The following is a 14,225-nucleotide window of genomic DNA, read 5'->3' as shown; positions in this document are numbered from 1 at the left end:
TTTTGATGCACGCGGGAATTCACTCTACAGTTTCTTCGCCTACGCCACGACGTTTCGGGGTGGGGTGAATGTGGCGGCTGGAGATGTCAATGGTGATGGCGTTGATGAAATTATTACTGGCGCAGGCGCTGGTGGCGCTCCTCATGTCAGGGTTTTTGATGCACGCGGGAATTCACTCTACAGTTTCTTCGCCTACGCCACGACGTTTCGTGGTGGGGTGAATGTGGCGGCTGGAGATGTCCTGGGAAATTATGCAGAAGAAATTATTACTGGGACTGGGCCAGGCAGCGCACCGCATGTGCGGATATTTGACCAGTCAGGTGTTTCATTAGCAGGATTCTTCGCCTACGCCACGACGTTTCGTGGTGGGGTGAATGTGGCGGCAGGGGATATGGACAGTGACGGTATCAATGAAATTGTTACTGCTCCCGCTGGATCGGGTGGTCCCCACGTGCGCGTCTTTTCCGGTACCGGCATAGCCGAGAGTCAGCTATTTGCTTTTCCAACAAGCTATCGTGGGTCTGTCTCTGTCGCTGCACAATAATCTTATGTTTCGCACCATACTTCAATTGCCATATATTCAGCGACGTCCCGGTATTGTTCAGTTCGTTAAATTTGCCATTGTTGGTGTGCTCGGCACTATTGTTGACTTTGGTGTTTATTCGATCCTGACACGTTTTTTTGATTTTTATTATATAAGTGCTACAGCAATCAGTGTTTGTGCGGCAATTATAAATAATTTTTATTGGAACAAGTATTGGACTTTTGCAAAAGGCAATAGCGGCAAAACTGGCTCTGAGTCAGGGAAATTTATAGTCGTTAGCTTGCTTAATTATGCCCTTAATATCGGGATCACGTACGCGATCGTAGAGCATACCAGCGCTGAGCAATGGTTTGGTACGGCGGAAGATTTTTTTGCTAAGGTTGTGGCAATTGCGATAGTCTTATTTAGTAATTATTTTGCTAATAAATACTGGACATTTCGGGCGTCATAAGGCGATTTTATGTCGAACGAGACCATCTTGCCAGAATGGTATGTTTTCGGTATAATAAAACCTGATTATGCTCTTATCAATCATTATTCCAGCGTATAACGAAGAGAGGCGCATCGGTGAGACACTGGCTCGGTATTGGGATTTTTTTCAAAAGGAAAGTGTCGAATTTTGCGTAATTGTAAACGGTTCGCGTGACAATACAATTGGGATTGCCCGCGCTTTTGAAGCTGCTCATCCAGGAAAGGTTATGGTAATGGAGATTCAAGAGAAGATCGGCAAGGGTGGGGCGGTACATTCTGGATTTTTAAAAGCACGCGGTGATTATATTGGCTTTGTTGATGCTGATGGCGCAACTGATCCAAAAGAATTCAAGAGGGTAGTTGAAGCAGCGTATAATTATGATGGCGCTATTGCCTCTCGCTGGAAAAGGGGGTCGGTAGTCATGAACCGAAGCTGGTACCGCACGATTGCTAGTTGGGGCTTTCGCCTCGTCGTTAAGATTCTTTTTTGGTTGCCCTACGCGGACACGCAATGTGGCGCTAAAGTCTTTAATCGCCGCTTGGTCGATCAGTTGATACCACAGTTGCACGTGCATAATATGGCATTTGACGTTGAATTGCTTCATCGTGCTCGTCGCCAAGGGTTTTCGGTCATTGAAGTGCCGACGCGCTGGACCGATAAGAGCGGTTCAACGCTGGTTGGTTCGCCGGCCCAATTTGCGCTCAGCGCCATTCGTATGTTTATTACGCTATTATCAATTCGATTTAGATCATAACATCGTATGACACCAACTTCATCAAGCGAACGCAAAAATATATTAGTCATCGGCGGCGCCGGATTTATCGGGTCACATTTGTGCGAGGAATTAGTAAAAGTGCACAATGTCATTTGCCTTGACGATTTTTCTACAGGCCGAGTTGAAAATATTAATCATTTGCTACAAAATTCGCATTTTGAATTTCTTAAACACGACATTAGTCAACCAATTAATCTCGTTGAAGCTCATGAACTGGATAAATTTAAAGTTCGGTTCCTTGGCGTTCAAGAGATATATTATTTAGCTACACCTACTTCGCCAAAAAAGTTTAACGAATATCGCATCCAGACTTTGCGCGCTAATAGCCAGGGCGTTATCAACGCGCTTGAACTAGCCCGCAATTATAAGGCGAAGTTTTTATTTGCGTCCTCGGCCGTGATGTACGGTCCACGATTTGCCAATGCTCCATTATTTTCTGAAGAATACTTTGGTTATGTAGATCCGATTAGCCCTCGGGCAAACTACGATGAAGGTAAGCGTTTTGGAGAAACGGCGGTGAATACCTATCATGACGTGTACAATCTCGATACCAGAATTGCTCGAATTTTTCGAACGTATGGCCCGCGGCTGTCCTTGTTTGATGGGCACATGATTCCTGACTTTGTATTACAGGCTTTGAATAATAAGCCCCTGGTTATTTATGGAGATGAGAGTTTTACCACTTCATTGTGTTTTGTATCTGATATCGTTGAAGCATTATTGAAATTAATGCAGTCTCATGAAACTGAACCGGTTAATTTTGGTCACTACGAGGAGTGCAAAATGACGGATATCGCCCAATTAATTAAACAGATGACTAATTCACAGTCCGTGATCACGCACAAGCCGTCGTTGCTCTTTATGTCTCCGTTGGGACTACCTGATATTACTCGGGCGAAAGAAAAGCTTGGTTGGTACCCCTTGATTACGTTAACTGATGGGCTGCATCAAACCATAGAATATGTCAAAGCCAACCAAAATGTTCTCCAGCCCATGTTGAACCGTTATGATGAAGAATAATCAGCTATGAGTACTATCCTTGTTACTGGCGGGGCGGGTTTTATCGGTTCGCATTTAGTTGATTCATTGGTACAGCGACGACATCGTGTAGTTGTTGTGGATGATTTAAGTGTTGGGAAAAAGCAATTTGTTAATGCGAAGGCTCTTTTTTTCAAAATAGATGTAACAACGCCCGCGCTTGATCGATTGTTTAAAAAATATCGATTTGATTACATTTTTCATCTTGCTGCCCAAAAGAATTTGCAAGTATCAAAGCAGAAGCCAGTTTATGATGCAATGGTTAATGTAGTAGGGAGCATTAAGGTGTTTGATTTAGCAAAACAATATAAGATCAAAAAAGTTATATTTTACTCGACGGCGGCGGTCTATAACCCGGCTGCAACACCGCCAAATTTCGAGCGCGATCCCGCTGCCCCCGCCACGCCCTATGGAATCGCCAAGTACGCCGCTGAGCTATATTTGGTTAACTCCGGCGTCAGGTATGCGGTATTGCGTCTGTCAAATGTGTACGGCCCTCGTCAGGATGCATTTGGCGAAGGTGGGGTAGTGGCAATTTTTTCACATCAGCTTTCTCAGAGAAGTCCAAGTACGATTTTTAATACCGGACGACAGACAAGAGATTTTATTTATGTACATGATGTAGTTCGAGCTTCGGTACAATCAATGCGAATTTCTCAATCGGTTGTCGCTAATATAAGTACCGGACGCGAAGTCAGGATTGCAGATTTGTATCGGCAGATGGCCCGTATCGCTGGGGTGGTGAGGCCAGTACGACACCGAAGGGTTTCAGAACAATATCGGAGTGCACTCAGTAATCTGCGAGCACAAAAGATAATGCACTGGCGGCCTGTCACGAAGTTATCGCAAGGATTGACATTAACTTATAATTGGTTTACTCAAAAGTATGGTACAGCGTAAAAGAGGATCTCTTCGGAAAGAAATTAAAAAACGGACTTCACGGCATCGGCAAATAGTGACGATTGTTGGCATTGGCTATGTCGGTTTACCCTTAGCATGTCTATGTGGAGAAAGGGGCTATACCACTTTTGGGATTTCTAAAGATCGAGCAAAAGTAAACCTTATTAACAAAGGAGTTTCACCAATAAAAGGTGATGAACGTTTGGCAGGCTGGGTGGCAAAAAAAAGTTTTACAGCCACCACCAGCTTCGATTCAGTAAAAAAATCCGATATTATTGTGATTTGCGTGCCAACGCCAATTGATGAGCGCCACAACCCCGACCTGGAACCGGTTCGCAGCGCGAGTAAGAGTATTGCTCGTTTTTTGAAGCGCGGTCAATTAGTCATTATGGAATCAACCGTCAATCCGGGCGTTTGTGAGGAAATAATTCAACCGATATTGGAAAAGGGGTCGGGTTTGGTGTGTGGCAAAGATTTTTATTTAGCACATTCCCCGGAACGGATTAATCCGGGGGATCCGCATTGGACAGTGCGAAACATTCCCCGGTGTGTTGGCGCTACGTCAGCGAAAGGACTACAGCTCTCGGTAAAGTTTTATCGATCAATTTTAGAAGGAGAGGTTCGTCCGATGAAATCAATTAAGGCAGCAGAAGCGACCAAAATTATTGAAAATTCATTCCGGGATATTAATATCGCTTTTGTTAATGAGCTTGCTAAATCATTTGAGGTGCTCGGCATTGATTTAGTCGATGTGATTGAGGGCTCGAAAACAAAACCTTTTGCTTTTATGGCGCACTATCCCTCGTGTGGTGTTGGTGGCCATTGCATTCCTGTTGATCCATATTATTTGATTGAGCGGGCACGGGTGGCAGGATTTGATCATCGTTTTCTTAAGCTGGCTCGCGACATTAATAACAGCATGCCGGCTTATACCGTTGAACTGCTGATGAAGGGTCTTAATCAAGTGCGTAAACCGCTCAAGGGTACTAAAATTGGATTATTGGGCCTTTCCTACAAAGCTGATGTTGACGACTTACGCGAAAGTCCAGCGTTAGATATTCTCAAACTATTAAAGTCAGAAGGTGCAACCGTAGAAGTATTTGATCCCTTTTTCCCAAAAGAATCTACTACACCTGATTTAGCTACTTTACTTAAACGCGTGGAAGCAATCGTCGTTGCCACTAATCATCGTGAGTTTTTGAATATTTCGCCCGCAATGCTAAGAAAGAATAATGTGAAAGTAGTAATTGATGGAAAAAATTGTTTGGATAAAGAGAAAATAATCGCCGCCGGATTAATTTATCGAGGGATTGGACGATGAACACATTTGTAATTATTCCAGCATTAAATGAGGGACAAAGAATTGCTACCGTAGTTGAGCAGGTACGACAGCGATATCCCCAGGTAGTTGTCATTGATGACGGCTCAGATGATGGTACAGGAATGACCGCAGCCCAGGCTGGTGCAATTGTTCTGACACACGAAATTAATCGAGGCCAGGGAGCATCATTGAAAACCGGTATTGTATATGCACTTGAGCATGACGCTGAAGCAATTGTGACATTTGATGCTGATGGCCAACACAATGCCGACGATATCGATCGGCTGCTGCAGCCGATCCAGGATGGTCGAGCTGATATTGTGCTTGGTTCGAGATTTTTAGAAAATACTGCAGAAAATATGCCGTTATTGCGGAAAGTAATGCTACGCGCAGCTGTCATTTTTACGCGTTTCGCCTCAGGGCTTAATGTAACCGATACCCATAATGGGTTGCGGGCGCTTACTCGAGACGCTGCACATCGCATAAAAATTCATCAAGACCGTATGGCCCACGCCTCGGAAATTTTGGATGAGATTAATCGAAATCAGCTTCGATTTGTGGAGGTGCCTGTTACCATTCATTACAGCGCGTATTCGACAGAAAAAGGACAAAGCACGATGGCGTTCGGTAAAGTACTTTTCAAATATATTATTGGCCGACTCATGCGATGATTATTAAGATACTTATTACACTATTTGTTTTATTTGCTGCCTCACGGGCGTACTTGCGTTTTCGCAGCGGTTCAATCACGTATCTCGCCTTATTTATTTGGCTGTTTCTTTGGGGCGCCGTTGCCTTTTTTGTATGGTGGCCGCATGCGAGCGGAATTATAGCTCGGTCAGTTGGTGTCGGACGTGGAGCTGACGCGCTCGTATACATGTCAGTTGTTGCATTATTTTATGGAGTGTTTCGCTTGTACGTCAAACTTGAGTTTATGGAGCGGGAAATTACCCAGCTGGTTAGAAAAAAAGCATTAGCAGCCGCGAAGAAGCAGGATGAACATCGTACTCATTAGTGAATATTTCCCGCACACAGAGGAGCGCGAAATGCGGGGGGGCGTGGAAGCGCGTTGTTTTTATATTGCCAAGGAATTAGCGCGTAAAAATCAGGTTACGGTTATTGCGAGCCATGAGCCAGGTGCTGTGCGGTATGGCCAAATTGGAGATGTTACTGTATTACGTGTTGGTCCAGCGCGAAATTATACACACCACCAAGGCTTGTGGAGCCGATTTCTCTTTGCACTGTCGATATGCTGCGTACGTTTACCCCAGCGACCCGATCTCATTGATACTCAGGCGATTGTTGCATATATACCAGGGTATTTTTTGGCGCGGCGGTATCAAGCACGCGCAGTAATAACTCTGCATGATTTGTGGTTAGGGCAATGGGTCAAACTTTTTGGCTGGCTTGGTTTGATCGGCGAGATCGTTGAGCGGATTTATTTACGCCTTGGCTGGAACGGGGTCATTGCTAATTCACAATATACCTTTGATAAAATAAAGAATCGTATTAAATGTCGTATTCAGGTAGTGTATAACGGTATTGATCATGAGCACGCTCCGGTTACCGCCAACCAGCCAATAGCGCATAGCCTTTGTGTTGTAAGTCGGCTGGTTCCCTATAAGCGGGTGGCCGACGTATTGCATGCTCAGGCGTTATTACACAGTCGCGGGAAAGAAGTCCACAGCCATATAATCGGTTCAGGTCCATCCGCGGATTCTCTGGAGAAATTAGCCGTTGACCTCGGCGTTGCTTCTTTGGTCACATTCCACGGTTTTCTGCCCAAGCATGGAGATGTACTGCGTCAGCTGCAGTCGTGTAACATATTGTGCCATCCGTCATCGGTGGAGGGATTTGGCATCGTGACGCTTGAGGCAGCACTTGTCGGTCGACCATATGTGGCTACAGATATTCCAGCTATTCGCGAGGTGACTCGAGATGGGGTTGGTGGAATTTTGTATCCAGTTGGTGACATTGAAGTGTTGGCAAAAGCATTAGAGCAACTGTTGTATAATGAAACATTCTATCAGCAGAAACAAAAAGAATTACCAACACTATTAGCACGATATCAGTGGCATGAGCAGGCGGCTGCCGTGGATTCATATTATCAAACTCTTGTATGAAACAAAGCCGACATATAACATTTATCATCGATGCTTGGTATCCGCTGATCGGTGGGGGGCAGGAGTATGTTCGTCAAATGGCCAATCGGCTGGTACGGTTATATGGGTGCAGCGTTGAGATCATTACTCGGCGTATCAGCGGTGAGCCAATAGCATATGATCTTGATCCGTCAGTGCGGCTGGTTTCCCTGGGGCCATCGAGTTCGTTTAGCAATGTTTTTGTACGCGCGTGGTTTTTATGTGCGAGCACTGCATATTTATTATTTCATTCAGCCGCGGATGTGTATGTACCTCAATCCATAACGCCAGGAATTGTTGGAAAAATTGTCGGCTGGTGCAAGCGACGGCCGGTCATTATGGTGGTCCACGGCTCGCAATTGACAAACCAAAAAGCCAAAGAGGGGATTCAGTATTTCATTGAGCGATTTATCTTAACTAAGATACGCTATACTTCTATTATTAGTGTGAGTCAATCATTCATCAATGTGCCGAATGTTAATAAACATATTACCGTTATTCCAAACGGTGTGGACGTTACGGTATTTGATAGCGTGATAGCAGAAAAAACCGATTATCCAAGTATCCTTTTTGTTGGTCGTCTCGACGCAGTGAAGGGTGTTGACATATTATTACACGCGTACCAGGCGCTAATTACTTCTGGAGATAGGGACAGTCGGTTGCGCATTGTCGGCTATGGCTACGAAGCAGCGCGGCTCAAGCAATTGGCGCAGGAACTGGGTATGAGTCAGCGAGTGGATTTCCTCGGCAAAATTACTGGAAGGGCCTTAATTGCCCTGTATCAGTCATCCTGGATGTTCGCGCTACCATCTTTGTCAGAGGGCCATCCTTTAACACTCCTAGAGGCCTGGGCGGCTCGATTACCGGTAGTAGCGACAGATGTAGGTGACGTTGGCCAGTATCTCATTGATGGGGAAAACGGCCGATTAGTACCATCTGGTGACGCGCCAGGTCTTTCTAGCGCGTTGGCAAATCTGCTTCATGATTCACAGCGCGCAAAACTTGGAGAACAGGGGTATCAGTTAGTCAAGCGTCAATTATCCTGGGAACGTACAGCAGCATCGACCTGGGCGCTTTTACAAACATATGTGCAATGAGCCAGATTATCTATTCTATTAAACCCTCATGAACATTGCTTTTTTAACTCCAGCATTTGACCCAAGGCAACTCGAAGCTAGTGTGATCACGCTGACTTCATTGGCCGAGTATTTGCGTGATCAGGGTCACACCGTGATTATTATACAAAATCGAGAACGCGGATTAACTCACACAGAAATGACTCAGGCTGGTATTCAGATTATTCGTCCGTACTCGTTTTTTAAATTTGCTATTGGTAGTGGGTATAATCCATTGCATTTTTTTGATCTGGTCATTGCGCATGCACTGGGAGTACGTTGGGCTGAGCGGCATCAAAATATTCGTTTCGACGTACTTCATAGCTTTAGTGCAGCCCCTTTACTTATGTATCGGGCAGTCTTGGCAAAAATGTTATTACGACGGCGAATTTCGCTTATTCATTCGTTCAAGTCAATTTCACAATATCGATTAGGGGCATATTTCCCTCGTCGTGTTGCTCGATTTTTTGACGCAATAACAGTCCAGACCGAGTTTCAGCGGGATTATCTTGAGCGAAAAGGGGTGGCTCCGAAGCGGATCCAAATTATTCCCTCACACATTAACACAAAAAAATTTAAGCCCCGGGATAAAAAATCACTTAAACAATTACATGGATTCGCCGATCGGTTTGTCATACTCTATTATGGTCATTTTCTTGAAGTTAAAGGTGTGGAATATTTGATTCGGGCAATTCCTGCGCTTATGAAGCGGACGAAAAAATCATTTCGTGTTTTATTAGCTTGGAGTGGGTTGGGTGATTTCAGAACCTATGACCGGTTACTTGCGGAGACGCAAACACATGGTATTATTACAGTACTGAAGCACGCCGACCCAATCGAAGAGTATGTGAGCATGGCTGATGTGGTTGTCTTGCCGTACCCACACCTATTAGCAACCGAGGCAAATCCATCGTGTATCCTCGAAAGCATGGCAAGTAAAACATTGGTGATTACCTCCGATTTACAAGAATTACCATTGTTTCTGAAAGCAGGTCATAATTTATTGAAGGTATCACCGCGTGACTCAGTCGCTCTGAGTGTTACCTTGGCAGACGTGATTGAGGAAGCGGTAGACATCAAGCCTATTATTAATCAAGCGTACATTGAATCGGCCCAATTTGATCTTGACCAAATTGGTAAGCGGTATATCTCCCTATATGAGCAAGCAACTGAATGACCAATATATAAATTCATTCTACGACCAGGAGGCTGTTCAATATGACCAGCACCGGTTTCGTGACAATTTTGGCAGAATGATCCATCAGAAGCAAGCGGATGCGTTGATGGAACTACTTGCCTCAGCTGGCGGCAGGCAATTGAAGATTCTTGAAGCTGGTTGTGGCACTGGTCGTTTTTTGGAAACGTTACACCAGGCAGGTTTCACCAATTTAACGGGACTTGATCAATCATCTGAAATGCTCAGTATTGCTCAGGCGAAAGCGAGTGTAGCCCCGGTTCAGGGAGATGTGTATGCCATGCCATTTGCTGACAATACGTTTGACGTGGTTTATTCGGTACACGTGATTATGCATTTAGAAGATCCCCGAAAAGCGGTTGCTGAAATGCTGCGAGTTTCAAAAAAATATGTCATTCTCGAGATGACCAATTACCACAGTCTGTCCGCGTTTGGACCACTTGTTCGAAAAGCAACAAAATTTTCGACCCATCGGCATGACCAGGGCACGATTAATCCAAAAATTTTTACCGCCAGTAAGTTTCAGAAATTAGTTGCTCCGGCGACGATCGTGCGCCGCATTCCCAGTTACCACATTCCCTCAACCGGGGGGTTGCCCCGTCTGTACAAGCAGGCCTATGGCATTATAGAACGGGTATACCGTACATTTTTTGGGCACCATTTCGCTTCCCAATATTTTGTACTGATCCAAAAGAATGAGAGCTAACTTAAAAAAAATTATTATTGTCACCATCGCGGCGAGTCTTACGATACTGGTTGTTAGTTTATTTTTTGTAAACAACGATGTGGCTGGAAGTTTTGACTCATTATATCACCTTACCATAGTTAAAAAGATCAGTACGGAAGAAACTTTCATACACGATACATATTTTTGGGGAAATATTCGTTCTGTGTATCCACCATTATTGTACTCATTTTCAGCGGTTATTCAAAAAATGACCGGCGTAACTGATTATGTGGTGCTGGCAAATATTGTCAGCTTCATTATTTTATTACTTTTGTGTTCCGTTTCTTTTTTGATTGGGAAACAACTCTTTACTTCAAATATTTTGGGGTTTATTGTTGTGCTATTTTCTGTTTTAACTTATTATGTTGGACGCCGTTTTTCACTTTTTTTACCTGAGAATCTTTCTATTGTATTATTTACTTCATATGTCTACGTTGAGTTTATTTCTGATTTTCGCACGTGGCTACGCATTGTTTTGGGCGGTATTATTTTAGGCTGCGTATTACTGACTAATGTCTTGACCAGTTCGATGGCACTTTCAGTGATTGTGCTTATTATCCCCGTTCTTATATGGCAAAAGAAATATTCACATCTTATTACAATCGCTGGGGCTCTGATCATTGCCTCAATTATAAGTTATTACAATACAGTTATAATTAATGGTGATTTATTTTGGCTTAATTACGTTAAAATACCTTTTGCACTATCTTTTTGTCTTTCAATTTTTGTTCTAATCTGTGACATCCTTAATAAACGCTTCGGTATTCATCGGCTTCAAACACTTATTGCTTTTATTATTGGAATATCGGTTTTATTGTTTCTTTTTCATTCATACATATTTCATGTCGTTACTACAGAACAATATTGGCGGTATGATCAGTTTACCCAAAAAGTTGACCAAAATCTATCACGATATTTTCTCGATAATGGTGCATCGCGACTTGGCGTAAACCCGATTATCGCGCTACTTGGTGTAATCTCAATATTAGGGATGATATTTACCAAGAAATTGCTTGATGCGCGTTTTTTGCCGTTTACTTTGACCATTTCTCTCTCCGTGTTTATTGTCATGATTGGTCCGTATTTTGGGATTGAGCCATCAAGCAATTCGCCACGGGCGATGTTGTATATTTCCGTGCTTGGGCCAGTTATTGCCGTATTTGGGATTTATCAAATGCAGCACTATCGTCTTTTTAGATCAGTTATTCCGCTATTGGTCTGCGCAATATTTATAACCTCAATCCCAAATATAATCGGTTTTAGTGGCAATGTCATAACAAAACCACCGGTCGGGCTGGTGAACTACCTTTCAACTCATGTACAACCTGAAGACATTCTCATTTCTCATCCGATCAGTTTTTATAGCATTTATGTAGCTAGTGAAAACGACTTAAACTCATTAATGTATACGCCAATTCAAAGTACTGATTTTGAAGACTCGGAAAATCGAGAAATAATAGATACAGCTGGCGTAATTTATTTAATTGATGGAGCGTATGGTCGCTACTCCCAGCTTGTCAGATCAAAGGAACTTACCCCAGTTTTTTCAGAAGGTGATTATTCCTTATTTGTCGCTTCACAATTATGAGAATTTTAGTTAATGCATTTGTGTATCTCGGTGAAGATGCCGGTTCAACCCATACGATTGAAGTATGGCGGCATCACTTACATACATTAACCGATTCAGTACGGTTATTATTTCCTCAGCCTGACAGAAATGCTTATGAACAATTTAAAAAGACGCTCGATTATACCCATGTAGTATTTGTCCCCGGCACACGTCGCATTACGGCATTCTCCGTGTTACGTAAATTTAAGTTCATTTTTTCGTCAATCATTTATGACTTATTTTGCGTTTGGCACGCCGTCATTTTTAAGCCTGATATTATTTATATTCGATCGCGCTATCTGAGTTTTGCCCCCATTTTTTATATCATCCTTCGAAAAAAGTTTATTATCGAAGTCAATGGACTTGCTCAGCATGGTGCGACTCGTTTTAGTAAAAATCGTTTTGTTACAGCTACCCTTCGACTACATATTTTTATTGAACGGTATTTTTTTAAGAAAGCTTGTGCTCTTATATGTGTTACCGCCAAATTAACTGAAGTGATTAAGCGTGAATACAACATACTCGACAATTATTATGTTGTCCCAAATGGAGTGAATACAGACCACTTTAAGCCAATTACTTCAAGCCAGTTTAAGGTATCGAGCGAAAAAATAAAGTTTGGTTTTGTAGGACATTGTGCTCCTTGGCAGGGAATGGGGGAGATGATACGTGCATTGGCACAATCTTGGAGTAGTAATATGTCTTTAGCCGTTGTGGGAGACGGCCCTGCACGAGCACAATGGGAGGAAATTGCATCTCAGTATTTACCAAAGGGCTCTTACAATTTTGTCGGTATGGTCTCGTATGATGATGTCCCGCGGTATGTAGCTTCTTTTGACGTTTGTTTGGCGCCGTTTACTTTGATGCGTAATGAGTCAATTGGGCTATCACCATTGAAGCTGTTTGAGTATCTAGCGTCTGGAAAGCCCGTATTAACAACTTGTATTTCCGGCGTAGGTGAACTAGTAAAAAAATACGATACTGGGGTTGTTGCAGGGGATGATTCGGTTAATGCTTTGAAAAATGCATTACTTCAAATGATTAACCGACGCAATGAATGGAATGCGATGGGTCAACGTGGTAGACACCTTGTTGAAAGACAGTATAGCTGGAAAAAGGCGGCTGAAAAAACTATTCAAATTTTGTATAAGTATCAATAACTGATTGCAATTTGACTGACTCTAAGTCCCAATTATAGGTGGTTTGAAATGCGATTTGGCCATTTTTACCTAAACGAAATAGATTAGTTGAGTTCAATATATTTTCAATTGCATTTCCGATTGTTTGTGGGTCAAGTTTATCAATGACCTGACCGCAGGCATTATCTAAAATGACGCGCTTTATTTCTGGTAGTGAAGAACCAAGTATAGGTATTCCCGCTGCCATGTACTCAAATAGCTTGTTTGGGAGTGCAAAGCGCTTACTAAGATTAATATCTTCAATTAATACTGTACCGAGAGACGCACCGGCAGTGTATGATAATAATTTTTCGATCGGCAATTGGCCTGTAAAAAAAACGCGCGAAGTAATTTGTAGTAAATCAATTCGTTTCTTCATCTCATTTTCCATCGAACCTTCTCCAATTAAGCAAAGAACGTATTGTTGAGGAAGTAATCTTATTGCATCAATAAGTTGTAAAATTCCTCGTCCAGGAAGAAATTTTCCTTGATATAATACAATTTTTGTATTATTAGGAATTTTAAACAAGGCGTGTAAATTTTCTGTTTTTTTGGGGACTAATGATTTTGAAGGAACATTTTTAATTACCTGTATGGCAAGACCTGGGTATTTATTATGGTAATAATCAGCGATAGAGTTGCAAACGGTAACAAGTAATTGTGTTTTGGGCAAATATCTTTTTTCAATATAAGTATAATATTTTTTAAAAGCCCATGAGATATAAGAAGGAAGTTTAGATTGAGAAATCGTTTCCGTAAGTATTTCATGAGCATCAAGAATGAGCGGTACACGCGAAGCACGAGCAAAACGATAAGCTAGAAGGAGAGTGTCGAGATCATTAGCGTATACGATCTTCGGTTGAAGAGTTCGTGCATATTGGAGCATCCGACGCGTATTTTCTGTTCCAGTATACAGTAATGGCAAATAGTATTTAGCAATTTTGAAAATGTTTTTAGATTCAGTCGTTGGCTGGTCATATCGTGGGACTCTATGAATATGGGTATTTCTATCAATCGATTCGTCGGTCAAAGCCTCTCGCTTTGAAGTAAGGCCAATGATTTCTACCGTATGTCCCTTGGACGCGAAATAACTTGCCGTTCGAAGTACACGGGAATCATGGGTGACGTCGTTTGTCACGAAGATGCATATACACTTTGATGTCATGACCGATGGCATAGGCAAAGTTTAATACATGATAAAATACCCTTC

At 42.7% G+C, this 14,225-nt stretch carries 15 protein-coding genes; 14 read left to right on the top strand and 1 reads right to left on the bottom strand.

Annotated features, from left to right (window positions below; all coding sequences use genetic code 11):
- The 14 genes from HZC01_05540 to HZC01_05475 form a co-directional block, all read left to right on the top strand.
- Positions 1-544, top strand: a 544-nt coding sequence (locus tag HZC01_05540; protein MBI5038136.1) for an FG-GAP repeat protein, incomplete at its 5' end; no start/stop codon positions are given.
- Positions 545-548: 4 nt separating this feature from the next.
- Positions 549-995 (top strand): GtrA family protein, encoded by a 447-nt coding sequence (locus HZC01_05535; GenBank protein ID MBI5038135.1) that lies wholly within the window; start codon positions 549-551, stop codon positions 993-995.
- 67 nt (positions 996-1,062) lie between these two features.
- The gene (locus HZC01_05530) at positions 1,063-1,770 is read left to right on the top strand and encodes a glycosyltransferase family 2 protein (protein ID MBI5038134.1); all 708 of its coding nucleotides are present in this window, start codon (positions 1,063-1,065) and stop codon (positions 1,768-1,770) included.
- 6 nt (positions 1,771-1,776) lie between these two features.
- The gene (locus HZC01_05525) at positions 1,777-2,811 is read left to right on the top strand and encodes an NAD-dependent epimerase/dehydratase family protein (protein ID MBI5038133.1); all 1,035 of its coding nucleotides are present in this window, start codon (positions 1,777-1,779) and stop codon (positions 2,809-2,811) included.
- Between the two features lie 6 nt (positions 2,812-2,817).
- A complete protein-coding gene (locus HZC01_05520) occupies positions 2,818-3,729 on the top strand; it encodes an NAD-dependent epimerase/dehydratase family protein (GenBank protein ID MBI5038132.1) in 912 nt (303 codons plus the stop codon).
- Positions 3,716-5,050, top strand: coding sequence for a nucleotide sugar dehydrogenase (locus tag HZC01_05515; protein MBI5038131.1), 1,335 nt, complete (start codon positions 3,716-3,718; stop codon positions 5,048-5,050). The genes HZC01_05520 and HZC01_05515 overlap by 14 nt, the downstream gene beginning before the upstream one ends.
- Positions 5,047-5,721: a glycosyltransferase family 2 protein gene (locus HZC01_05510; protein MBI5038130.1), complete on the top strand. Its 675-nt coding sequence runs from the start codon at positions 5,047-5,049 to the stop codon at positions 5,719-5,721. Before HZC01_05515 ends, HZC01_05510 begins: the two co-directional genes overlap by 4 nt.
- The gene (locus HZC01_05505) at positions 5,718-6,065 is read left to right on the top strand and encodes a DUF2304 family protein (GenBank protein MBI5038129.1); all 348 of its coding nucleotides are present in this window, start codon (positions 5,718-5,720) and stop codon (positions 6,063-6,065) included. The genes HZC01_05510 and HZC01_05505 overlap by 4 nt, the downstream gene beginning before the upstream one ends.
- Positions 6,046-7,173: a glycosyltransferase family 4 protein gene (locus HZC01_05500; protein MBI5038128.1), complete on the top strand. Its 1,128-nt coding sequence runs from the start codon at positions 6,046-6,048 to the stop codon at positions 7,171-7,173. Before HZC01_05505 ends, HZC01_05500 begins: the two co-directional genes overlap by 20 nt.
- Positions 7,170-8,288: a glycosyltransferase family 4 protein gene (locus HZC01_05495; GenBank protein MBI5038127.1), complete on the top strand. Its 1,119-nt coding sequence runs from the start codon at positions 7,170-7,172 to the stop codon at positions 8,286-8,288. Before HZC01_05500 ends, HZC01_05495 begins: the two co-directional genes overlap by 4 nt.
- A 28-nt stretch (positions 8,289-8,316) precedes the next feature.
- Positions 8,317-9,483 (top strand): glycosyltransferase family 4 protein, encoded by a 1,167-nt coding sequence (locus tag HZC01_05490; GenBank protein ID MBI5038126.1) that lies wholly within the window; start codon positions 8,317-8,319, stop codon positions 9,481-9,483.
- Positions 9,464-10,207 carry a class I SAM-dependent methyltransferase gene (locus tag HZC01_05485; protein MBI5038125.1) on the top strand — a complete coding sequence of 248 codons (744 nt, stop codon included), beginning with the start codon at positions 9,464-9,466 and terminating at the stop codon, positions 10,205-10,207. Before HZC01_05490 ends, HZC01_05485 begins: the two co-directional genes overlap by 20 nt.
- Positions 10,197-11,816, top strand: coding sequence for a hypothetical protein (locus HZC01_05480; protein MBI5038124.1), 1,620 nt, complete (start codon positions 10,197-10,199; stop codon positions 11,814-11,816). The genes HZC01_05485 and HZC01_05480 overlap by 11 nt, the downstream gene beginning before the upstream one ends.
- Positions 11,813-12,997, top strand: coding sequence for a glycosyltransferase family 4 protein (locus tag HZC01_05475; protein MBI5038123.1), 1,185 nt, complete (start codon positions 11,813-11,815; stop codon positions 12,995-12,997). Before HZC01_05480 ends, HZC01_05475 begins: the two co-directional genes overlap by 4 nt.
- Here HZC01_05475 and HZC01_05470 read toward each other — a convergent pair.
- Positions 12,969-14,192 carry a glycosyltransferase family 4 protein gene (locus tag HZC01_05470; GenBank protein MBI5038122.1) on the bottom strand — a complete coding sequence of 408 codons (1,224 nt, stop codon included), beginning with the start codon at positions 14,190-14,192 and terminating at the stop codon, positions 12,969-12,971. The two genes, HZC01_05475 and HZC01_05470, sit on opposite strands and share 29 nt — an antisense overlap.
- Positions 14,193-14,225 lie beyond the last annotated feature (33 nt).

This window comes from Candidatus Kerfeldbacteria bacterium (assembly GCA_016214565.1).
Classification (GTDB): Bacteria; Patescibacteriota; Patescibacteriia; order UBA10025; family JAHIVO01; genus JAXDBW01.
This window is presented reverse-complemented; position numbering and strand designations above follow the sequence as displayed.

Excerpts from the sequence above, each read along its gene's own strand:
- HZC01_05535 (MBI5038135.1), top strand. The coding sequence starts at position 549 with ATGTTTCGCACCATACTTCAATTGCCATATATTCAGCGACGTCCCGGT.
- HZC01_05530 (MBI5038134.1), top strand. The coding sequence starts at position 1,063 with ATGCTCTTATCAATCATTATTCCAGCGTATAACGAAGAGAGGCGCATC.
- HZC01_05525 (MBI5038133.1), top strand. The coding sequence starts at position 1,777 with ATGACACCAACTTCATCAAGCGAACGCAAAAATATATTAGTCATCGGC.
- HZC01_05520 (MBI5038132.1), top strand. The coding sequence starts at position 2,818 with ATGAGTACTATCCTTGTTACTGGCGGGGCGGGTTTTATCGGTTCGCAT.
- HZC01_05515 (MBI5038131.1), top strand. The coding sequence starts at position 3,716 with ATGGTACAGCGTAAAAGAGGATCTCTTCGGAAAGAAATTAAAAAACGG.
- HZC01_05510 (MBI5038130.1), top strand. The coding sequence starts at position 5,047 with ATGAACACATTTGTAATTATTCCAGCATTAAATGAGGGACAAAGAATT.
- HZC01_05505 (MBI5038129.1), top strand. The coding sequence starts at position 5,718 with ATGATTATTAAGATACTTATTACACTATTTGTTTTATTTGCTGCCTCA.
- HZC01_05500 (MBI5038128.1), top strand. The coding sequence starts at position 6,046 with ATGAACATCGTACTCATTAGTGAATATTTCCCGCACACAGAGGAGCGC.
- HZC01_05495 (MBI5038127.1), top strand. The coding sequence starts at position 7,170 with ATGAAACAAAGCCGACATATAACATTTATCATCGATGCTTGGTATCCG.
- HZC01_05490 (MBI5038126.1), top strand. The coding sequence starts at position 8,317 with ATGAACATTGCTTTTTTAACTCCAGCATTTGACCCAAGGCAACTCGAA.
- HZC01_05485 (MBI5038125.1), top strand. The coding sequence starts at position 9,464 with ATGAGCAAGCAACTGAATGACCAATATATAAATTCATTCTACGACCAG.
- HZC01_05480 (MBI5038124.1), top strand. The coding sequence starts at position 10,197 with ATGAGAGCTAACTTAAAAAAAATTATTATTGTCACCATCGCGGCGAGT.
- HZC01_05475 (MBI5038123.1), top strand. The coding sequence starts at position 11,813 with ATGAGAATTTTAGTTAATGCATTTGTGTATCTCGGTGAAGATGCCGGT.
- HZC01_05470 (MBI5038122.1), bottom strand. The coding sequence starts at position 14,192 with ATGCCATCGGTCATGACATCAAAGTGTATATGCATCTTCGTGACAAAC.